Origin of the sequence: Microvirga zambiensis WSM3693 (genome assembly GCF_016735695.1) — a bacterium.
Lineage (GTDB): Bacteria > Pseudomonadota > Alphaproteobacteria > Rhizobiales > Beijerinckiaceae > Microvirga > Microvirga zambiensis.
In genome coordinates this window covers 15,911-36,573 of the sequence record NZ_JAERQD010000028.1, presented here as the reverse complement: position 1 = coordinate 36,573, position 20,663 = coordinate 15,911, and the positions used below count along the sequence as shown (strand labels likewise).

General features: G+C 57.1%; 12 protein-coding genes and 4 pseudogenes. 9 read left to right on the top strand and 7 right to left on the bottom strand.

Annotated features, from left to right (window positions below; all coding sequences use genetic code 11):
- The first annotated feature begins 106 nt into the window (after positions 1-106).
- From JKL46_RS20100 to JKL46_RS20085, 4 genes and pseudogenes are all read left to right on the top strand, one after another.
- Positions 107-1,498, top strand: a complete 1,392-nt coding sequence (locus JKL46_RS20100; protein ID WP_201836504.1) for an aminotransferase-like domain-containing protein — start codon at positions 107-109, stop codon at positions 1,496-1,498.
- Positions 1,499-2,030: 532 nt separating this feature from the next.
- A pseudogene (ppdK, locus tag JKL46_RS20095) lies at positions 2,031-3,743 on the top strand (pyruvate, phosphate dikinase); the annotation flags it as partial.
- Positions 3,744-4,502: 759 nt separating this feature from the next.
- Positions 4,503-4,949, top strand: coding sequence for a MaoC/PaaZ C-terminal domain-containing protein (locus tag JKL46_RS20090; protein WP_201836502.1), 447 nt, complete (start codon positions 4,503-4,505; stop codon positions 4,947-4,949).
- Positions 4,950-5,763: 814 nt separating this feature from the next.
- On the top strand, positions 5,764-7,287 hold the full coding sequence (locus JKL46_RS20085; RefSeq protein ID WP_201836500.1) for a class I adenylate-forming enzyme family protein: 1,524 nt from the start codon (positions 5,764-5,766) through the stop codon (positions 7,285-7,287).
- Positions 7,288-7,468: 181 nt separating this feature from the next.
- Here the strand turns inward: JKL46_RS20085 and JKL46_RS20080 are convergent.
- Positions 7,469-8,415 (bottom strand): annotated as a pseudogene (locus tag JKL46_RS20080) (IS110 family RNA-guided transposase).
- 158 nt (positions 8,416-8,573) lie between these two features.
- On the opposite strand from JKL46_RS20080, the pseudogene JKL46_RS20075 reads away from it, so the two are divergent.
- Positions 8,574-9,446 (top strand): annotated as a pseudogene (locus tag JKL46_RS20075) (integrase core domain-containing protein).
- A gap of 181 nt (positions 9,447-9,627) precedes the next feature.
- Here the strand turns inward: JKL46_RS20075 and JKL46_RS20070 are convergent.
- Positions 9,628-10,284, bottom strand: a complete 657-nt coding sequence (locus JKL46_RS20070) for a TetR/AcrR family transcriptional regulator (RefSeq protein WP_201836497.1) — start codon at positions 10,282-10,284, stop codon at positions 9,628-9,630.
- Between the two features lie 548 nt (positions 10,285-10,832).
- Between JKL46_RS20070 and JKL46_RS20065 the strand changes: the two genes are divergently transcribed.
- On the top strand, positions 10,833-11,843 hold the full coding sequence (locus JKL46_RS20065; protein ID WP_201836495.1) for a LysR family transcriptional regulator: 1,011 nt from the start codon (positions 10,833-10,835) through the stop codon (positions 11,841-11,843).
- Here the strand turns inward: JKL46_RS20065 and JKL46_RS20060 are convergent.
- Positions 11,786-13,186 (bottom strand): aminotransferase family protein, encoded by a 1,401-nt coding sequence (locus tag JKL46_RS20060; RefSeq protein ID WP_201836492.1) that lies wholly within the window; start codon positions 13,184-13,186, stop codon positions 11,786-11,788. The two genes, JKL46_RS20065 and JKL46_RS20060, sit on opposite strands and share 58 nt — an antisense overlap.
- A gap of 422 nt (positions 13,187-13,608) precedes the next feature.
- On the opposite strand from JKL46_RS20060, the gene JKL46_RS20055 reads away from it, so the two are divergent.
- Together JKL46_RS20055 and JKL46_RS20050 are read left to right on the top strand one after the other, a co-directional pair.
- A complete protein-coding gene (locus JKL46_RS20055) occupies positions 13,609-14,745 on the top strand; it encodes a nitronate monooxygenase (RefSeq protein ID WP_201836489.1) in 1,137 nt (378 codons plus the stop codon).
- Entirely contained in the window at positions 14,738-15,241 is a 504-nt protein-coding gene (locus JKL46_RS20050; protein WP_201836486.1) for a MaoC/PaaZ C-terminal domain-containing protein, read from the top strand. Before JKL46_RS20055 ends, JKL46_RS20050 begins: the two co-directional genes overlap by 8 nt.
- Positions 15,242-15,255: 14 nt before the next feature.
- Here the strand turns inward: JKL46_RS20050 and JKL46_RS20045 are convergent, their stop codons facing one another.
- From JKL46_RS20045 to JKL46_RS20035, 3 genes are all read right to left on the bottom strand, one after another.
- Entirely contained in the window at positions 15,256-16,107 is an 852-nt protein-coding gene (locus JKL46_RS20045; RefSeq protein WP_201836483.1) for a DMT family transporter, read from the bottom strand.
- A gap of 136 nt (positions 16,108-16,243) precedes the next feature.
- Positions 16,244-17,005 (bottom strand): SDR family NAD(P)-dependent oxidoreductase, encoded by a 762-nt coding sequence (locus JKL46_RS20040; protein ID WP_201836481.1) that lies wholly within the window; start codon positions 17,003-17,005, stop codon positions 16,244-16,246.
- A 20-nt stretch (positions 17,006-17,025) separates the two neighbouring features.
- Positions 17,026-18,210 (bottom strand): acyl-CoA dehydrogenase family protein, encoded by a 1,185-nt coding sequence (locus tag JKL46_RS20035; protein ID WP_201836478.1) that lies wholly within the window; start codon positions 18,208-18,210, stop codon positions 17,026-17,028.
- Between the two features lie 174 nt (positions 18,211-18,384).
- Between JKL46_RS20035 and gabT the strand changes: the two genes are divergently transcribed.
- Positions 18,385-19,740: a 4-aminobutyrate--2-oxoglutarate transaminase gene (gene gabT / locus JKL46_RS20030; protein ID WP_201836475.1), complete on the top strand. Its 1,356-nt coding sequence runs from the start codon at positions 18,385-18,387 to the stop codon at positions 19,738-19,740.
- A 294-nt stretch (positions 19,741-20,034) separates the two neighbouring features.
- Here gabT and JKL46_RS20025 read toward each other — a convergent pair.
- Positions 20,035-20,516 (bottom strand): annotated as a pseudogene (locus JKL46_RS20025) (DUF5662 family protein).
- Between the last annotated feature and the right edge of the window lie 147 nt (positions 20,517-20,663).

Below are 20,663 nucleotides of genomic sequence, written 5' to 3'. Positions count from 1 at the left end.
CCGGCATTTGTGCACAGATCCTGCAGGTGGCACTGACGCCCGCATGAAACTCGGTCCTGTGGTCGGCGACATGGAATGAAATGAGTTGGCGAGGAGCCGGTAACTGATGGACGCGGATAGGGTTAAGTTTTCAAGTTGGCTCCCAGGGCAGTTGTCACCCGAGGGACCGCGTTATCTGGCACTGGTGAATGCCCTTGAGCATGATGTCAACGAGGGGCGGCTGCCCGACGGGTCCCGACTGCCGGCACACCGAGAGTTAGCCCAGCAGCTGGGGCTATCAGTTGGCACCGTAGCCAAGGCCTATCAGGAGGCCGAGCAGCGCGGCATCATCAGCGGACGTGTGGGGCATGGTACCTTCGTGCGCCGGCGCGGCCCGGGCCGCGATGAGGCGTCGGCTCGTCGGGAGGCAGTGAACATGGCGTTGAACGTGCCGGCTCATGGGCGCGAGACCGAGATCCTGTCGGGGCTGCTGGCCGAGGTGTCGGAAGTCCGTGAACTCGCGCCCCTCCTGGACTACCATCCTCATGGAGGCATCCGGCAGCATCGCGAGGTCATTGCCGCCTCTGTCTCCGGCGGGTCGTTTACCGTGGATCCCACCCGGCTCTTCCTGTGCAACGGCGCCCAGCACGCGATCGACATCGCGCTTCGTCTGGTGGCGAGGCCTGGCGACGCCGTCCTCGTGGATTCCCTGACCTATTCCGGGTTCAAGGCGATCGCAGCCGCCAACCATCTCTCGCTCGTTCCCGTGGCGATGGATGGCGAGGGCGCCGATCCCGATGCGCTGGAGACAGCCTGCCGGACGTCTGGCGCCAAGGTGTTCTACTGCATGCCGACCTTGCAGAGCCCCACGGCCCGCACCATGAGCCTTGCCCGCCGGCGCCGCATCGCCGAACTGGCCGACGAACTCGATCTCACGATCATCGAGGACGATGTCTATGGCTTCTTCCTGCCGGAGCGGCCGGTGTCGCTCACAGAACTCGCACCCGAGCGCAGCTTTTACGTCACGTCCTACTCCAAATGTGTCGCGCCGGGTTTCCGTCTTGGCACGCTGACCGTGCCTGCGGGCTTCACCGATAAGACCGAACTTCTGCTGCATGCCTCGTCCTGGTTCGTCGCTCCCGTCCTCAGCGAGATGGCGGTGCGGCTGATCGAGAGCGGCAGGTTGGATGAACTTGTCCGTGAGCGCCGACAGCAGGCGATCGAGCGATATCGTGTGTTTTCCGGTATCTTCCCCGCAGCAGAGAGGCTGAAATTTCCTCCCTTCTACGGCTGGTTGCCATTGCCCCCGGACTGGACGGCAGTCGGCTTCGCTTCTGCCACGCGCAGGCATAACATCCTCGTCACGCCTCCCATCGCATCTACGGTGGATGACACCGATCCTGGCGCAATTCGCATTTGCCTGGGCGGGGCGAAGGACCTCACCGAACTCTCAAGTGCACTCTACACCCTCAACGAGATCATTGCTCGCCCACCTATGAACGTGTTTTCGGTCGCCTAGAAGCCTGAGCATCAGGGAAAGTTCGTCGACCACGCTGCTTGACGTATCTGTGAGCATCCGCGTCTGAACGCAAGAACGACATGAACTGCATTGACTGCTCCTGTACACGTGATGAGCAACGGATGATGTGTTTCGCCATTGGCGTGACCTCAGCCACGCCACTCCCCTCGGAGGTCAGTCATCAACGTTTGTGATCACTCTGCATTCGTACGAAGGAAAGGGACGATGACATTCAACGGCGAGGAGATCGCCTGCCCTAAATGGCTCCCGGTCTTCTTGTCGGGGATTGGCCTTGCAAGCCTTGCTCTGTCTCTCTTTTTCTGGTGACTAGCTCATCTCTTTAGGACTACCGGCAGCGTACGAGCACTCCGCCAGTCGGCGATCGCCGACGAAACCTGCCGCTCTAGGTCTCCGCATTCTCCTTCACGGTGACGGAGATAGGTGGTGATGAATGCTGTCGGTTAGTTCCCAAGGCCCTTAAGAGGATACCATCAGTCGACGATTTGTTTCGCGCCTAACAGGAGCCAATAGGATGTCACGCTGGGTCTACACCTTCGGGGATGGCAAGGCCGAGGGCCAGGCGGGGATGAAGAACCTGCTCGGCGGCAAGGGGGCCAACCTGGCCGAGATGTCGAACCTGGGCCTGCCGGTGCCTCCGGGCTTCACCATCACCACGGAAGTCTGCACCTATTATTACGACCACGGCCGCGCTTATCCGCAGGAGCTGAAGTCCCAGGTCGAGAAGGCTCTCGACTATATCGGCCGCCTCACCGGCCGCACCTTCGGCGACGCCGCCAATCCGCTCCTGGTCTCCGTCCGCTCCGGCGCCCGCGCCTCCATGCCCGGCATGATGGACACGGTGCTCAATCTCGGCCTCAACGACGTCACCGTCGAGGCCTTGGCCAAGGGCGCCGGCGACGAGCGCTTCGCCTACGATTCCTATCGCCGCTTCATCACCATGTATTCCAACGTGGTGCTCGACATCGAGCATCACCATTTCGAAGAGATCCTCGACGAGTACAAGGACCGCAAGGGCTATAGCCTCGACACCGACATGAGCGCGGCGGACTGGAAGGCCGTTCTCCCGCGCTACAAGGCGCTGGTCGAGAAGGAGCTCGGAAAGCCCTTCCCGCAGGAGCCGCAGGAGCAGCTCTGGGGCGCCATCGGCGCCGTGTTCGGTTCCTGGATGAACAGCCGCGCCATCAAGTACCGCGAGCTGCACGCGATTCCGGCGAGCTGGGGCACGGCGGTGAACGTGCAGGCCATGGTTTTCGGCAACATGGGCGAGACCTCCGCCACGGGCGTGGCCTTCACCCGCAATCCGTCGACCGGCGAGAAGGAGCTCTACGGCGAGTTCCTGATCAATGCGCAGGGCGAGGACGTGGTGGCGGGCATCCGCACGCCGCAGGACATCACGGAGGCCGCGCGCATCGCGTCCGGCTCCGACAAGCCCTCGATGGAAGGCGCGATGGCCGAGGCCTATGGCGAGCTCGTGCGCATCTACGGCATTCTCGAGAAACATTACCGTGACATGCAGGACATGGAGTTCACGGTCGAGAAGACCAAGCTCTGGATGCTCCAGACCCGCAACGGCAAGCGCACGGCGAAAGCCGCGTTGCGCATCGCGGTGGAGCTTGCAAGCGAAGGCTTGATCACGCAGGAAGAGGCGATCACCCGCGTCGAGCCGGCGGCCCTCGATCAGCTGCTGCATCCGACCATCGATCCCAAGGCCGAGCGCAAGATCCTCGCCACCGGCCTGCCGGCTTCCCCGGGCGCTGCTTCGGGCGAGATCGTGTTCAACTCGGACGATGCGGAAGCCGCCAAGAAGGCCGGCCACAAGGTCATCCTGGTGCGTGTCGAGACGAGCCCCGAGGACATCCACGGCATGCATGCGGCCGAGGGCATTCTGACCACCCGCGGCGGCATGACCTCGCACGCGGCGGTGGTCGCGCGCGGCATGGGCAAGCCCTGCGTCTCGGGCGCGGGCCAGATCCGCGTCGATTATGCGACGCAGACGTTGACCGTCGCAGGTCAGACGCTGAAGAAAGGCGAGATCCTCACCATCGATGGATCCAACGGTCAGGTGCTGCTCGGACAGGTGCAGATGCTGCAGCCGGAGCTGTCGGGCGAGTTCGCAACCCTCATGGGCTGGGCCGACAAGGTGCGCCGCATGAAGGTGCGCGCCAATGCGGAGACGCCGCTCGATGCCGAGACCGCGCGTAATTTCGGCGCCGAGGGCATTGGGTCTCGAAATTTGAGGAAGTCAGATGCCTAAGCGTTCCAGCGAGAATCGCATGGAACGCCCCCGCGCCAGATACGATTTCATTAAACTGAACTTGAAGGGATGGCGATTGGACGGTTCGACGAGCCGGCTTTCCCCGCCGCCTGAACGCGTCCGCTGAATTGGAGTCCAACCAAATCCCGCCGCCCTTTTGGGGCAGCGCAAGATGTGTTCCTGATTGAGAGCTAAGGTAGAACGGACAGGGAACCTGGTCCAGGACTGGGGTATGTTACTGTACGGGCGGCTATGCGGCACGTGACAGAGAAGTCTGGCTCTCCTCGGTGCCAAATTGCTCGCACATGTGCTTAGCCCATTGCGGAAGCTCAGTTCATATATTCGCGATTTAACGCCGGAATGGATCGTAGGATCATTCCTGCCGTGATGTCCTTCAGGCTAGGGACAAGCTGGTTTAAGATCTGAGATGAAATGGGACAATTGCTCGCTCTCAGCTTGAGCGATAGTGGCGATATTGTTGATGTCGAGTGCGATGCATGCTGAAGTGGTGTAGTGGCCGGCGTGGACGAAGGCCCGGAAGACTGATGGAACATTTTCAGCCGCAGGTATTTCCGGACCCCGTATCTTCGAATTCGGCATACAACATTGTGATTGTTCGGAACGCATCTGAACCCATGCCAATTGGAAAGGCTCCTGTGGAACCTATCGCATTCTTTAATGAAGTGGCTGAGGCGCTAAAGTCGTAGGCATGCTTGAGGATACAATGGAATGGGGCTCTATTTTCACCAGTTTACCATCGGCGACAGGTACACCTCAAGGTCAAGGAGAATGACCGAAGCGGACTTAGATACATTCAATGAGTTTGCTCGCGACAACCACCCTTTGCACAGCGATGCGGAGTTTGCCAAGTCATCAATTTTCGGGCAGCGAGTGTTTCATGCTTCAGCCGCAATAGCACTCGTTGATGGCTTTATCGGCGAGATGGGCATAACGCGCCTTACCGGGCTGGCAATTTTGGGAGTTGAATGGAGTGCCAAAACAGCGATTGTTATTGGCGACTTGGTAAAGCTTACCGCGTTAGTAGAGGGCAAGCGACTTACAGCTGCTGGAGGTCGTGGTGTCGTGCATTTACAGGTAGCTCTCAGCAACGAGCGGAGTGATATCATTGGTGACGGTCGGTGGACTATGCTTGTAGCAGATCGAGACAATGTTTAACTGATGCCCCAGCATACTGTGGCTGAATTAACGCGGTGAATTCCGGGTGCTGTGAATGCCTGCACCCGGCGGGACAATCAAGTGTACACTTCGGGCTATGTCAGCTATCGGCGACAGCGAAAGCGGGTGGCCACATGCGCGGCTTGTGCCGGCTGCCTCACTTGTACGCTACCATCAGCTGTGGCCGGGCCAACGTGGTTGGACAGATGTCCGACCGTGTCCACCGCCAGGTGCAACTTGAGCCCCTCACTGCACTTCGCGCGAAATGGCAAGGGCAAATTCCGCTCCAGGGGTTTGGAGCGCGAGGTAGGGTTTTCGAGCAAGGCCGGAGGAGTTCACCTGCAGCGCAATTGGCACACTAGTCTACATTGTAATCCGGCGCTCAGTTTGACAAACTTCAAATACATGGGTCAGGAAGACCAGTAAGCCCTCCTATGCAAGGGACGTGCGCAATGTTCTCGTTCCAGCCAAAGGTTACTTCTGAAAATGGTGTTCAATGCGTCACCTAAACTGGCTATAACGTCTTTCGTCGGAAGTCGTGGCTAAGGTATGATGTACTGTGCTAGTTGGGGCGCACGATTAGCGGTGACCGTGCGCGGACTGTTCGCCGTCACTGTAGTCCGGAGCTCTGGTCGAGACCACCATGTCAGATCCACAGCACGTGTTGCGATCACGTGAGGATGGGTTCTTAGTGATCCTCGTTGTGCAATGCTCCCCCTCACCGCAACTTCAGAACGTGCCTCAGATGGCTGACTGATCAGTAACAACTCCGGAGGCACTGTGAGGTCCCCGGCCTACAATAGGAGACATTATCTTGCTGGTCTTGAATTCAGTGCTTGACTGGAGTCTCGCAACACCGACCAAGGGAGCTCTATTCTACCGAGGGGAGTGGATCTCCTATTCCGAGCTTTGGACAGCCATTGAGCAAGCGGCGAAGCATCTTATCGCATTGGGAGTTCGTCCGTCGGATCGAGTTGTCATATATGCAGCGAACTCAGCCGAATATTTAGTTGCGGCTCTAGGCGTCTGGAGAGCAAGTGGAATCGTTGCAACCGCTTACCATTCTTTCACTCAGGCGGAATTGCACTATGTGGATCAAAACGCGAATCCAAAGTTGATTCTGGCGGATCGCGCCCGACTGCCACTTGCTAAACAATCGATGCCAAAGGCAACGGCGCTCGCGATTGAGGACCTGCGATTATTTCGCGACACAGAGGCTGTTTTGCCGCCTTTATCAGGGATGGACCCTGATAAGCCAGCATTAATCTGTTATACTTCCGGTACGACATCGCAGCCGAAACCTGTCACGCACTCGCACCGAAATCTTTACACTGGGGCTAGAAGGTCGGGTGATATTTGGAGGCTTACTGAAGATGATGTCGCGATCGTCGTCGCTCCGTTGGCATGGTTATGGGGCCTTATGTCTACCTCGCTGAACATGTTGGTGCGTGGTGGTCAACTCATTATCCAGGAGCGTTATCGCACTGAGGATACATTTGATGCGCTGGTTCGGCACGAAGTCACCGTTTTCATTGGTGTGACCACGATGTTCGTGATGCTGAAGGGGTATATGGAAGCACTGCCAGATCGACCTCAGCTGAAGCTAAGATTCTGCATCTCAGGTGGAGAGCCTCGAAATGAGCCAGCATTCGAAGCATGGCAGCGGCTTACAGGCTGTCCCGTTTACGACAGTTATGGATCATCCGAAATTCTGACGCTCGTGACGTACGATCCTGGCACTGACCCTGTCCCACTCAAGGGTTCGGCGGGACGACTGGTTGAAGGCGTGGAAATTAGGCTTGTAGACGCGGCAGGATGCATTGTCCGGGAAGGGAACGTCGGAACGGTTCTCGCCCGAGGCATGGTCGACATGCTTGGCTACTGGAACGAGCCTGAACTTACTGCCGCAGCATATAGTGATGACGGATGGTTCCGCATGCGCGATCTCATGCGGATTGATGCAGATGGGTACGCATTCCTCCAAGGGCGGGACTCTGATCTCATTATTCGCGGCGGCGCCAATATCTCTCCGATTGAGGTCGAGAGTGCGCTGTTGGCCCATCCCGCTGTCGAAGAGGTTGCGGTCGTTGGTCAGCCTGATGCTACCTATGGCCAAGAAATTATCGCTGTCGTAAAATTTGCTGAAGGCCAGGAATTGTCCGAAGATGAACTCCGGCACCATTGTTCAACCTTAATCTCCGGCTACAAGGTTCCACAGCGTTTCCTTCCTGTTCGGGACTTTCCCCGCAACGAAAACGGTAAGATACTAAAACGCAGTTTGTCTCAAATTATTCAACGGTGCGAGGTTAGCTCAGCGGATCCTGACGAGCGTACTTGAAAGCGGAAGTGTTGGCCACGCAGAAGGCCTTCGAGTACGGTAAGGAGTGCTCGTTAGTAGAAACAGCTAGATGTTTGATCCCAGAGTTTGATGGTGCGATATTATCCCTGGAATGGAGGGACGCGCTATGGGCCAAGTTCTCCATGGGAGCGCCACAACGACAGAGCGGCTGTCTTGGAGATCAAGTGCTTTGTTGGCGCCATGGCGTGAGATCCCGTACGATAGCATTCAGGACGGTAAGCAGCTTTCGTAGGACCGCAACGAGAGCAACCTTCTTGGGCCGTCCGCGGATGATGAGGCGGTTGTAGAAGGCTCTGAAGACAGGATTGCACCGGATGGCAGTCAGTGCTGCCATGTAGAGAACGTTGCGCACTGACGTTCTCCCTCCGGCAATGGCCCTGTGTCCTCTCATGAGACCGGAGTCTCGGTTCACGGGGCAACGCCGACGAGAGCAGCAATCTGGTGGCGGTCCACGGTGCCAAGTTCTGGCACTTCAGCAAGAAGCGTCCGAGCGGGGACATCGCCAATCCCGGGAACTGACTTGAGGAGCGCCTCAGTTTTGCACCAGACTGGGGAACTCTTGATGGCCGCGCCGATGTCGCGGTCGATCTCGTCGAGTTCCTTTTCCAGGAAGGCGACATGGCGGTTGAGCCTCTTGGCGAGACGCTTGTTAGTGGTTCTCTGGCGGCGGTTCGTCTCCATGCCGATCATCGCGATAACCTGCCGGCGCCTGCTCACGAACTCGGCTAAGCGAGCCCGCTCCGGGTCCAGCAGAGGCCTTGCCTCAGGCCTGATCCGCTCGGCGAAGAGGGCAATTGCCTCGGCATCAAGTGCATCGGTCTTGGCCAGGCGGCCCATGGCCCGAGCAAAGGCGCGGATCTGGCGTGGGTTGACGACGCAGAGCGGCAGCTCAACGCCAGCAAGTGCCGCGGCCACGGTCGTCTCGAAGCCGCCGGTCGCCTCCAGAACCACGAGGGCGACGGGCAACTCGATGAGGCGGCTGATGAGGTCATCCAGCCCCTTTCCGTCTCGCGAGACACAGAATGCCTTGCCTGTTGGTCTCAGGTGGACGTCGAGGCGGTCCTTGGAAACGTCAATGCCGACGAAGACTGATGAAGACTCGTCCATGACCCTACCTTGTGAATACGGGCTTAGGCCCAAGCGGCTGTCCGGGTTCGGGACTGTGAAAGTGGGGGCCGCACCAAGCTCTGTCACGGGCTTATGAGCCCTAGGCAAACGCGGGCTGACCCCCACCTTCAGCCTCGCCGGCTTCGTCTCGGCGGGCAATAGAGAGATACAAGGCGATCCGTCGAGCGATACAACATAGTCAAGCGAGCCTGAGAGCCCTGGCCGAGCGCCATGGCATCAACCCGAAGACCGTGGCCAAGTGGAAGAAGCGGGACACCACCGCCGGCATACCCTGCTGCCACTGGATGACTGCCTGTATGCCTTGCAAGCCACCATCCCGCGCCTGACGCGTTCATCCCTGCATCGTTGTCTGCAGCGCCATGGCATCAGCCGCCTGCCCGAGGTGGCCGGCGACAAGCCGGCCAAGAAGAAGTTCAAGAACTATCCCATCGGCTATTTCCACATCGACATTGCGGAAGTGCGCACTGAGGAGGGAAGGCTCTATCTGCTGGTTGCGATTGATCGCACCAGCAAGTTTGCCTTTGTGGAGTTGCACGAGAAGGTGACCACCGGGATTGCCGGCGACTTCCTGCGCGCGCTGATCAAGGCCGTGCCTTACAAGGTGCACACGGTCCTGACTGACCATGGCATTCACTTCACCACGCCCAGCAACACGGCTTCGGCAGTCCCGCTGATCAAGAAAGCGATGAAACGCGGCGAGCTCTTCCGGGCCCATGCCTTTGAGTATGCCTGTGCTCAGAACGATCAAGCCAAGGCATCCCTGGACGAATGGGCAGGTTGAGCGGATGAACCGCACCCTCAAGGATGCGACGGTCAAGCGCTACTACTACGACAGCCATGACCAGCTCCGGCAGCATCTGGCTGACTTCGTGAGCGCCTACAACTTCGCCCGAAGGCTCAAGACCCTGAAGGGCCTCACCCCCTACGAGTTCATCTGCAAAACCTGGCTCAAGGAGCCCAAACGCTTCAACTTTGACCCGGTCCATCAAATGCCGGGATTGAACATCTAGAATGAATATAGGATAAACACCGAGCACATCCCTCGCTCCCGAATACTGCCGCTCAGAGGATTGAAGCTGGGCGTCGCTGCTCAACCGGATTCCTAGACCAGAGATGCCTTTGTTTCAGCACGCCTTCTGAAGGATACCGGCGCCCTGTTACAATCGTTTACCCAAACTATGTCCCAAAGCCTCACTCGCGCCGCATAACGTACCCTTCGGCAAATATCTTGATGAATTGATCTGCGATATCGTGAGCAGAGTGCCCACGCTTTGGATCAAACCAGTTTACCATCCAGTTGCAGGCTCCGAGGATTGCGTTCACTGCGATCTCGGGTGATAGCGGCTTAAATTCCCCGCGCTCCACGCCTTGCTGGTAAACCGACTTAAAAAACCAGTTATAGCGGACGATAATACCTCTAACATCAGTCTGCCGATCGGCCGGGAGCTCTGAAATGTCCCTGAAGAAGACTGTTGTCCATTCTTTATTCTCCGCGAGAAAAAGAACATGCATTCTGATGAGGCTCGACATTTGGACTGCGCTTGACTTCGGCATCTCAAAGATTTTCTTCGCTTCGGTCATGTAGCGGTCGCTAATATATTCATACACTCCCCACAAAAGATCATCTTTGCTATTATAGTAGTAGTAAATACTTGACTTTCCGTAACCAAGTTCGGCGGCAATTTCTTCCAATGAGACCGCTCGAAATCCTCGATCCGCGAATAATTTCGTTGCGCTTGCGAGAATTTCTTCCCGAACCATGTTGTGCTTTCTGGCTCGGATCGCATTCGACTTTAGGCGTGGGTCATCAGGCGAACCTACACGCGGCGTCGTCTTTAGCTTCGGCATTGCTGATCCTCAATCCATTTGGACTGTCTGTTTACAGCAAAGGACGCAAAATTCGATTCTCGTCCGATGCTTTAGGCTTTCGAGATTAGGCATCTTTCCACGCGAAACCAGTTTTTCCCCTGGGTACCTGGTGCTCCAACTCCAGCGCTTGCAGGGGCCCACTTTGTAACAGCACAGCCTGACAATTGTTGCAGGAACCGCGCTCACTGGGCGGGAACGCCGGTGGTCTGTAGAGACCGAGCATACGACGGCGCCGGTAACAATACGACGCCTGGTTGGACAGCCCTGACGCTTTGGCTAGTCGGTTCAATCGGCGCTCGAACGCTTCTCGGGTCCACTCCAAAGGCCTTGGCGACCCACGATTCATTTTTTCGACTTGACAGACGAAACACCGACCATAGAGACTATGATCATAACAAAAGGGAACAGCCGCATCGGGTATTGACGATGTTGGGGCATGCGCCTGCCCCGTGGCGCTGATACTCGGGCGCGAGCCTCGAAATGCACCTTTATTACGTCGCGTCTTGGGACTGGAGGAGTGTTAGCACATGCGCCACAAGAAAATCCCTGACTTATCCGACTTCGATCTCAAGCTGCTACGCATTTTCGCGTCCGTCGCCGATGCGGGCGGGTTCAGTGCCGCCGAAGTCGCGTTGAATAAAAGTAAGTCATCAATCAGTGTTGATATCGCATCTCTGGAAGTTCGGTTAGGGGTTAAGCTTTGCCGTCGCGGTCGCGGCGGGTTCGCACTAACCGCCGAAGGGGAACAGATCCTGTCGCTGGCTCGGGATTTATTCGAGAACCTGGAAAATTTTCGCGAAAACGCAAGTAGAGTAGCGATGAGACTGACCGGCGAGCTTGTGGTCGCAATGGACGACAATTTCCCATTCGCAAAGCGAGCCGAACTGGTCAATACCATAAAATCCTTTCATACTGAGCATCCCGAGGTGTTTCTGACGATCCGCACGACCTCACCCGAACGAGTGGCTCAGATGATCCTCGACGGCACGGCTGATGTGGGCGTCAGCGCATGCGCGCCCGATATTGCCGGCACGAAGAGTTACCCGCTCTTTCAAGAGCCGATGGTTCTTTGCTGCGGTCGCGAGCATCCGCTCTTTTTGAAATCCGACAGCGAGATAGACGCCGAGACACTCCGCAGCTATGACTGCATCGACATCGTAACAAGGCAACACTCTCGGTGTCGTGGAATCATTGACCAATTGAATGTCCGGGCGCGTGCTGCCACAATGCACGCTCGTCTCATTCTGATTTTAACGGGCGCCTATATCGGATTCCTTCCCCGCGAATTCGCCTCAGAATACATAGCAAAAAGCCAGTTGAAGATTGTACACGAGAAGGACATGTCCTTCACGAACGTCTGCTCGGCAATAGTGCGGAATGAGGTCTCCCAGAGCAGCAGCCGAGAACTCTTCCTAGACCTCATCAGGCACCGCTTGACAAGCTTGGCTTCGCCAACGCGGCCTAATAACGTGGTTAGATGTCAACCGGACGCGAGGGCTCGCAGATCCGGAAGCACTGCTTTGATTGCTGCTGAATAGCGATTCACTGCTTCGTCGATCTCCTCCTCTGAGATAGTAAGGGGAGGAGAGAATGAGTTTACGTCAATATACGGAAGGGCCCTTGTCAAGACGCCGTACTCAGCGGCTTTCTTGGCGACCACCCGATGAGGACCGCAGCCGTTCCTGAAGTTCCTTCGAGTAGACTTATCAGCGACAAATTCCACGGCAGCCATCAATCCTGTGCCGCGCACATCACCAACGAAATCGAGATCGCTGACGTGTTCTCGCAGCCTAGCGAGAAGGTAATCGCCTCGGAGAGCCGATAACGATACGAGCTTTTCTCGTTCGATGATGTCAAGATTAGAATGTGCAACCGCGGCTCCGACAGGATGCCCACCATATGTGAACCCGTGCATGACCACACCGTTCCGCTCAGAGGCGGCCTCAAGCATATCCCAAATTCCTTGCGAAACGACCACTGCAGAAACCGGAAAGTAGGCGCTTGTGAGACCTTTAGCCATGGTCATGATGTCCGGCGAGCAGCTATATTTTTTGCTGCCAAACCATTCCCCGGTCCTGCCAAAGCCCGTAATAACTTCATCAGCGATCAGAAGAATGTCATAATGATCCAGCAGTCGACGGAGCTTTAGGAAATAGCCGGCAGGCGGGATAGCTACGCCTCCAGTCCCTATCAAAGGCTCTGCTATGAATCCCGCGATCGTGTCAGCGCCTTCTTGCTCGATCGTTAATTCTATTTCAGCAATCAACCGGTCCGTAAAATCAGCTTCGCTCTCTCCCTCATCCGCTTGGGAGTAGTAGTGAGGAAACGATACATGGACAACGCCATCAATCGGCATATCAAAAGCGTGATGATAAGCTGGGATACCGGTCAGGCTACCTGAGGCCAAGGTTACCCCGTGATAGCCGCCTAACCGGGATATGATCTTCTTCTTTTTTTCCTTTCCTCTCAAATTGTTGTAATATCGCACGAGCTTGAAAGCTGTGTCGTTAGCTTCTGAGCCCGATGTACCAAAAAACACCTTCGACATACTCTCGGCGCCTCCCTGATCACGGGCTAGGCCTAGGAGTCGGTCGGCCAAAGTGATTGACAGTTCGTTAGAGGCGGATCCGAACAAATGGTAATAACTCAGGTTGAGCATCGCCTCCTTGGCAGCTTCTGCGATCTCCTCCCGGCCATAGCCAACGTTCACACACCACAAGCCGGCGCCCATATCCACCAATCTTCTGCCATCATGAGTCTGGATCCAAACCCCATGTGCCCTGGAGTAAATAGCCGGCCCGTTCCGCAGATGATCGGCTATTGAGGTCATTGGATGGAATAAGCTTTGGCGGTCCATGTCCTCGAAAGCAATGTTGCGCATGCTCTGAAGTTCCGATGAGATTGCTAGCACCGTCGGACAAGGATTGCCTGTCGATATCAAATCGCCAGCTAATCCGCTTGAGTGCGGCCATGTGGAGGTCCGTAAGGGTATCTTCCTGTTGGCGAACTTAAATACCCCCGCCCGGACGTGAACTTTTATATTTCGAGATCCAATCCCGCTCAGAACTGCTCTAGGATTTGAGGAGTGCCACCCCAAATCCCGATCAGGCTACGTCGTCCTTGGTCTGGACAGAACGTCACCGAGTTCACGCGAAAATGCTCTGCTTACTGATGCACGCTGACATGCATCCGTTGCTCCAAAAGCTTACTTAGCGACATCGTGCTCCACGAAGACCGGATCCGAGGCTAGTATCCGCAATCACGCGATTTAGGCTCACACGGTACCAGAGGTGGAAGGAAGACATGAGAACAGAAATCTGTAAGCAACTTGGAATCGAGTTCCCGATTTTCGCCTTCAGCCACTGCCGGGATGTTGTGGTGGAGGCCAGCAAGGCGGGCGCGTTCGGCGTGCTTGGCGCTGTCGGATTTACGCCCGAACAGTTTGCTCGGGAGTTAGACCGGCTGGACGAAGCGGTTGGGGATCGCCCCTATGGCGTCGACGTTGTCATCCCAGCCAACGACATACCCGGCGCTGAGAAGGATCCTGAGACTCTTCGCCAGGAGCTGTTCGATAGCATCCCCCAGGAGCATAGGGAATTTGCCAAGAAGGTCCTGGCGGAAAGCGGCGTTCCGGAACTTCCGCCGGGAGTTAAGCATGAGGGCGAGTACCTGCTGCGCTCGACGGCGGCGACCGCGCGGCGGCACGTCGAGATCGCCCTCCAGCACCCAAACGTGAAGCTGATCGCCAACGCGCTCGGCGCCCCGCCGGCTGATCTCATTCAGCAGATCAAAGCCAGTGGACGGCTCGTCGCTGGTCTGTCTGGGAAACCCGAGCACGCGCGAAGACATGCCGCGGCGGGTGTGGACATTATCGTGGCGCAAGGTACCGAAGGGGGAGGGCATACGGGCGAAATCGGGTCCGTGGTGCTCTGGCCGGAAGTTGTCGAAGCAGTTAAGCCCATCCCGGTCCTAGCAGCTGGCGGCGTTGGAACCGGTGCCCAGATTGCCGCTGCTCTGGTCCTGGGGGCACAGGGTGTATGGTGCGGCTCCATTTGGCTAACGACGACCGAGTCCGACCTCACTGAGGCCGCGAAGGAACTCCTCATAAACGCTAAGTCGTCGGACACTGTCCGCTCTCGCTCGCAAACTGGGAAGCCTTCACGGATGCTTCGAAATCGATGGACGGAAGCGTGGGAAGGGCCCGATGCACCGAAGACGTTGCCGTTGCCGCTGCAGGACATGATTTCCGCCGAATGCTCGACACGTGCAAAGGCGTACCCTCAGAAAGCCCGTGAGGTTACGATCAACCCAGTTGGGCAAATTGTAGGCCATATGAACGGTAGTATGCGAACCCGAGACGTAGTCGCAACCTTGGTCGAGGAGTATCTCGAGGCAGCAGAACGTCTGAACAAAATATTGGAAGCGGGTCTTTATGAGTGATCCATTGCTCCCGACGACTTCCGGACCCGCGACTGGGTTCGAAACGGCAGCGTCGCCGTTCTTCGAGGATCTTTACGTCGGCTATTCTATGATGACCGGATCCTGGCCGGTCACCACAGACGATATTGTAAGCTTCGCGCGCGACTGGGATCCCCAGCCATTTCACCTGGACGAGCGAGCTGCGAAGGACAGCTTCTTCGGTCAGCTTATTGGAAGTGGGGTCCATACCTATGCCATAACGATGAGATTATGCGTTGATGCCGGAATATTCACTGGCAACGCAGTCGCCGGCCTCGGTTTCGACCGACTACGTTTCAAAGCACCCGTATATCCAGGAAACGTTTTGTCGGTTCAGCTGGCCGTCGAGAGCCTGCGCGCTTCGATGAGCAAGCCAGGCCTTGGGGTGGTCAACTGGAACGTCAATACGTCCGACGAGAGCGGACGCTCCGTTCTATCGGTTGTGGTAAGCAATCTGTTCCGCCGCAAGCCCCAATAGAATTGACTCAACTCTCAGCGGCCCGAAATCCAAACGCCGAGCAGAATCATCCCAGCAGCTGCAAGCTGGGCGGGATAGAGCGGCTCTGAGAGTAACAGCATCGCCTGAATTCCGGCAGCCACAGGAACGAGATATGACATTAGCCCCACCCGCACCACTCCGACAGCGCGCGTCAGGTGAGCATGGAGCATATAGCCCAGGACACTTGGCACCAAAGCAACGAACGCTGTCAGGGAAAAGAAGCCAGCTGTAAGGTTGCTCAGGCCGCCAAGTCGTCCTGTAGCCAGCACGTAGCAGAACAGAACCGCCGTGCAGACCCACGACGCAAGCCAAAGTCGCGTGGATAAAGCGAGGGTTGGCCGCTTTCCTGCGATATACACAGAATAGAAAGCCCAGTTAAACACCGCCGTCACAGCAAAGACATCACCTTCGCGGATAGCAAATTCCGGAATTATGCCCCTACTATAACCGAGCGCAGTTATGACGCCCAACGTCGAAATTAGCAAGCCGACTAGCTGCCACAGCTTGATCCTTTCGGCACCTGTGATCGCTGCCATTATGTAGATCACCGCCGGTGTTGACGAATATATGATCGTGAGGTTTAGCGCTGTGGTGGTTAGGCCAGCAAGAAAGGTAAGGACGCTAGGAAGCAGTAGGCCGAACACGGCATATAGAGCAATATTGTACAGGTCAGCTGCCGATAGACTTAGGCGCTTGCTGCTGGCGAAAAGGACAAATGGCGACAGGCCAAGCCCGACAAAGGCCCATCTGCACAGCGTCATCAGGAAGGGGTCGTAGAGCTGACCCGATAGACGCGCCGCGATGATGTTCGTTGAGAAGACTGTTGAACACAGAAGGATCAGCAAGAAGCTCAGACTTGGCGAGTAGCGTGGAACCACCCTCGGACCCTTCTGTGTTTGACTGTTCAGCATCCGCTGAATGATGGGCGAAGATCGATGGTCTGCGTACGACGATCGTGGCACGAGGCAGTGCTGCCGGGTGTCAGGAGATATTCCATCCCCCGGACACCTGCAAACAGTGACCAGTCACATAAGATGAATTCGGACTACAAAGGAACGCGACTGCCTCTGCAACTTCCTCCGGCTCGCCATCGCGACGGAGTGCAATCTGCTCAAGTGTCTTATCTCGATTTCGATCGTCCAGAGCTTTCAAACTGTCGGTTCTGGTGCGCCCGGGAGCGACAGCGTTGACACGGACCCCGTTAGGCCCCAGCTCGCCCGCTGCCTGGCGCATAAGTCCAAGAACGGCGGCTTTGCTCGCAGAATAGAAAGTTGAGACGTCAGGGATATGCCTTAATCCCGCCACTGACGAAATAATGACGATTGAGCCGCCTCCTCTCCGAATCATGCCCGGCACCACGGCGCGCATTCCATAGGCGACGCCAAACACGTTGACGGCAAAGGTCTGCTGCCAGAGTTCATCATCCGCGTCTACGAAGGCGACCGGCCGGCCGTTTCGCTTGGGCGATATCCCTGCATTACAGATGAACGCGTTGATTGGACCCAAACGAGATTCGACCTCCTCAACTACACCAGGCCAACTATGCTGATCTTCAACATTCTGGCGGAGGCCGATCACACGCCCGCCGTTTTCGACGAGAGAACGCTCAGCTTGCTCGACTGTGTCAGCATTCTGGCCCGTGAAGGCCACGTTCCAGCCCCGCTTGACCAGGCACTGGACAATGCTCCGACCAATACCTCGAGTTCCACCGGTAACGAGCGCAATCTTTGACTGGTCCTTCATTGGAACTCCAAATGCTTGGTTCAGTACGAACGGGGGAGACCGAGCACAGTCTGTGCAAGATAATTCAGTGTCATTTCCTGACTGACTGGTGCAGTACGCAGAAGCCGCGCCTCTCGAAAATACCTTTCGACGTGGTATTCTCTGGCGAAACCCATGCCACCGTGCGCCTGCAGCGCTGCGTCAGCTGCTGCATAACAGGCCTCCGCAGAAAGGTACTTCGCCATGTTTGACGCCGCGCCCGCGTCCTTTCCTTGATCGATTCGGCGGGTAGCATCCATGACGCAAAGCCAGGAGGCTGAAAGCATCGCACCGGCTCGCGCAAGAGGATGGCTTATAGCCTGATTTGCACCTATAGGGCGGCTAAACACTTGGCGCGCTTGCGCGTATTCCACTCCCCGCTTCAGAGCCGCGCGGCCGAGCCCCACGATTTCCGCTGCCATAAGGGTGCGCTCACTGTTGAGCGATTTTAGCACGTGATAGAAGCCTCGGCCTTCTTCGCCGATGAGTCGATCTCGTGTAACTGGCAGATCACTGAAAAAAAGCTCGCAACTGGCCAGCGCATTGTGCGGCATCTTTGAAATCGGACGTTTTTCAACGAAGCGGTCATCCAAGTCGGCGAAAAATAGGGAAAGTCCATCAAAACGACCTGACTTTGCTGGACCAGTTCGGGCCAGCAGAATGCAGGATTGCGCCTGTAGTGACTGCGTAATCCAAATCTTCTGACCGGAAAGGCTCCATCCATCTTTGTTGGGGACAGCTCGCGTCGTGATTTTTGAGGTGTCGCTGCCCGCATCCGGTTCGGTTACAGCAAAGCAAATCGTACGTTCACCCGAGCAGATCTCGGGGAGGAATCGGCGCTTCAATTCGTCAGAGCCGTATGTCACCAATGATGCCGTTGCGAACATCGGCATGTGCAGAGGAATGCAGCCATTGATCCCGGCTCCGGAGGCGGCGACCTCATGGAGCACCGCTGCGGCCTGGGTGTGGCCGAGCTCGGACCCGCCGTACTGGCTACTTATCGTTAAACCCAGCCAACCTCCCGACGCTAACGCGCTTACGAACTCCGACGGATATCGTTTCTCCTCGTCGCATTTCGACCAATAGGGGTCATCAAAATCCTGACATAGGTCTCGAATGGCAGTCACGATTGCCAATGTCGTTTCGTCATACGCAGAATCGACGATTTCACGATCGGAGGGCAGCACGTCGGTATCCCTATTCGGGTAAGCGGATTAGTATAGGCATTCCAGGCGACCGGTTGCGTTTGCGCTTTACTGAAATGAACTTTCTATTCTTCGAAATGAAGTAGTCCTGATTTTGGGGGAAGCTGCGATTGTTCAATGACGACAGTCTACTCAGTGAATCCCGGGAGCCTCCTGATGAGCGCCATATCCACCCTCGTAGCCCGCCATAAAGGCGCAGTGCCCCGCGGGGTCGCGACCAAAGATATTTATGTCGCGAGGGCCGAGAATGCCGAGCTTTGGGATGTGAACGACAAGCGCTACATCGACTTCGCGGCCGGCATCGCCGTGCTGAACACTGGACACCGCCATCCCAAAGTGGTCGCTGCGGTGCGGTCCCAGACGGAGGCCTTCACTCATACGTGCTTCCACGTTGCACCGTACGAGAGCTACATTGGTCTCGCCGAGCGACTGAACCGGATGGCACCGGGCAGCTTCGACAAGAAGACGATGCTTGTCACCACCGGCGCTGAGGCTGTGGAGAACGCGGTTAAAATTGCGCGCAGCGCCACCGGACGACCGGCTGTCGTTGCCTTCAGCGGCGGCTTCCACGGCCGCACGATGATGGGCATGGCCCTTACCGGCAAGGTCACCCCCTATAAGAAGGGGTTCGGGCCGTTCCCCGCCGACGTGTACCATGCGCCCTATCCGAAGACCTATCATGGCATTGACGTCGAGCGAGCCTTGTCCGGAGTGAGGGACCTCTTCCTGTCCGATGTGGATCCAACGCGCGTGGCCGCTCTTATCGTCGAACCGGTGCAGGGAGAGGGGGGCTTCTACATCGCGCCTCCGGAGTTCCTACGCGGCCTGCGCGCCATCTGCGACCAGCACGGCATCCTGCTGATCGCGGATGAAATCCAGACCGGCATCGCCCGCACCGGCAAAATGTTTGCGATCGAGCATGCGGACGTCGTGCCGGACCTCATCACCATGGCGAAGGGGCTGGGCGGCGGCTTTCCGCTCGCAGCCGTGACAGGACGGGCGGACGTGATGGATGCCGCCGGGCCAGGCGGGCTCGGAAGCACCTACGGCGGCTCGCCGATCGGCGTCGCAGCTGCCCATGCGGTCCTCAACGTGATCGAGTCGGAGAACCTGTGCGACCGCGCGATCGCGCTTGGCAATCTCTTCCGCGAACGGCTGGACAGTCTTGCGCAGCGCAACGAGTTCTCCTGCATTGGCGATGTGCGCAACCTTGGCGCGATGATTGCGGTCGAACTCGTAAAGGATCGCCACACGCGAGAGCCGGATGCTGCGCTTACAACCGCTCTCGTGGCGAAGGCGCAGGAGAGGGGCCTAATCCTTCTCTCCTGTGGTGTCGATGCGAACATTATCCGCATCCTGACGCCACTGACGATCCCGTTCGAGCAGGTGCGCGAGGGGCTCGACATCCTAGAAAGGGCCCTCGGTGAGGTCGTTGGCCCCGTGCTCACTAGCGAGGCACCTCAGCCCGTGGGCCGTATCATAGAAGAAAGGCCTAGCCTAGCTGTTACGTAGCGGAGTGAATAACCTGATTACTTGATCAATCAAAGATTGCGGTTGCGTCTTTGCGGCGATCCCGGTCACCGAGGAGATCGGCTTCGTTCGCTCAATCGCCTTCGTGGGGTTCCACTTCTGGCAAACCCGTCGGGCCGCCACGCCCGCTATTGGCTGATGTCTTGTCTTCTCGTTGGCTCGACGGTTGCGCCCTGATCGGGCATCGCAGAATCTTTCCGGCATCCGACACTACGCCACTTCGGAGGCAGGCGGAGCGAGGATTCCAGAGCGCATGGAAGTGCCTAGTAGATAAAATCATACAGAAGAGTCCGACCTTGGCTCGTCGGGACGCGGCTTGGGCCAGCGAGCAAGGGTGTTTGCAATGATGGCCGCGAGTTGATCCTGAATGCCAAAAAGTTCGACATTGTAGGCAAGCTTCACTCCATCCTCAGGGTTCCGCTTGGCTACCGCCATCCAGTCGCAAACCATCTCGACCAAATCAAACAGGTCCATTCCCGCGATGCCTTGCGAGCCATAGTGTTCGGGATGATGAGAGTTGCAGCGGTAGTGGTGGTCGAACGCCGGCCCAAGACTTCAGCATAAGCGGGAGAGCCATAGGAAACCCCGCGCAGGAGCGGAGTGGCTTCATCGAAGGCTGGCTTTTCCGCCGCATCGAACTTGCTGGCGTCATGGACCTGCCCGCGTCTCAGCATTTCGGTCACAAACGTATCCAGATTAACACGGACCTCAAGAATGTGCTGCAAGGTGTCTGCGCGGCTATCGAAAGGGTCAGCCATGACGGTCTCCCTAGAGGCGTGCAGGACCATCGTAGCTGGTGTCAAACGTGGGTACCAAGTGTTAGATTTTAATCACTAGCCGGCCTTGGTTGGCCGGAAATAATCTTCTTCGAAGCTGACGTATTCTTAGCCAAGCAGTGCGATATG

Excerpts from the sequence above, each read along its gene's own strand:
- JKL46_RS20100 (WP_201836504.1), top strand. The coding sequence starts at position 107 with ATGGACGCGGATAGGGTTAAGTTTTCAAGTTGGCTCCCAGGGCAGTTG.
- JKL46_RS20090 (WP_201836502.1), top strand. The coding sequence starts at position 4,503 with ATGGGGCTCTATTTTCACCAGTTTACCATCGGCGACAGGTACACCTCA.
- JKL46_RS20070 (WP_201836497.1), bottom strand. The coding sequence starts at position 10,284 with ATGCCGAAGCTAAAGACGACGCCGCGTGTAGGTTCGCCTGATGACCCA.
- JKL46_RS20065 (WP_201836495.1), top strand. The coding sequence starts at position 10,833 with ATGCGCCACAAGAAAATCCCTGACTTATCCGACTTCGATCTCAAGCTG.
- JKL46_RS20060 (WP_201836492.1), bottom strand. The coding sequence starts at position 13,186 with ATGCGCAACATTGCTTTCGAGGACATGGACCGCCAAAGCTTATTCCAT.
- JKL46_RS20055 (WP_201836489.1), top strand. The coding sequence starts at position 13,609 with ATGAGAACAGAAATCTGTAAGCAACTTGGAATCGAGTTCCCGATTTTC.
- JKL46_RS20050 (WP_201836486.1), top strand. The coding sequence starts at position 14,738 with ATGAGTGATCCATTGCTCCCGACGACTTCCGGACCCGCGACTGGGTTC.
- JKL46_RS20040 (WP_201836481.1), bottom strand. The coding sequence starts at position 17,005 with ATGAAGGACCAGTCAAAGATTGCGCTCGTTACCGGTGGAACTCGAGGT.
- gabT (WP_201836475.1), top strand. The coding sequence starts at position 18,385 with ATGAGCGCCATATCCACCCTCGTAGCCCGCCATAAAGGCGCAGTGCCC.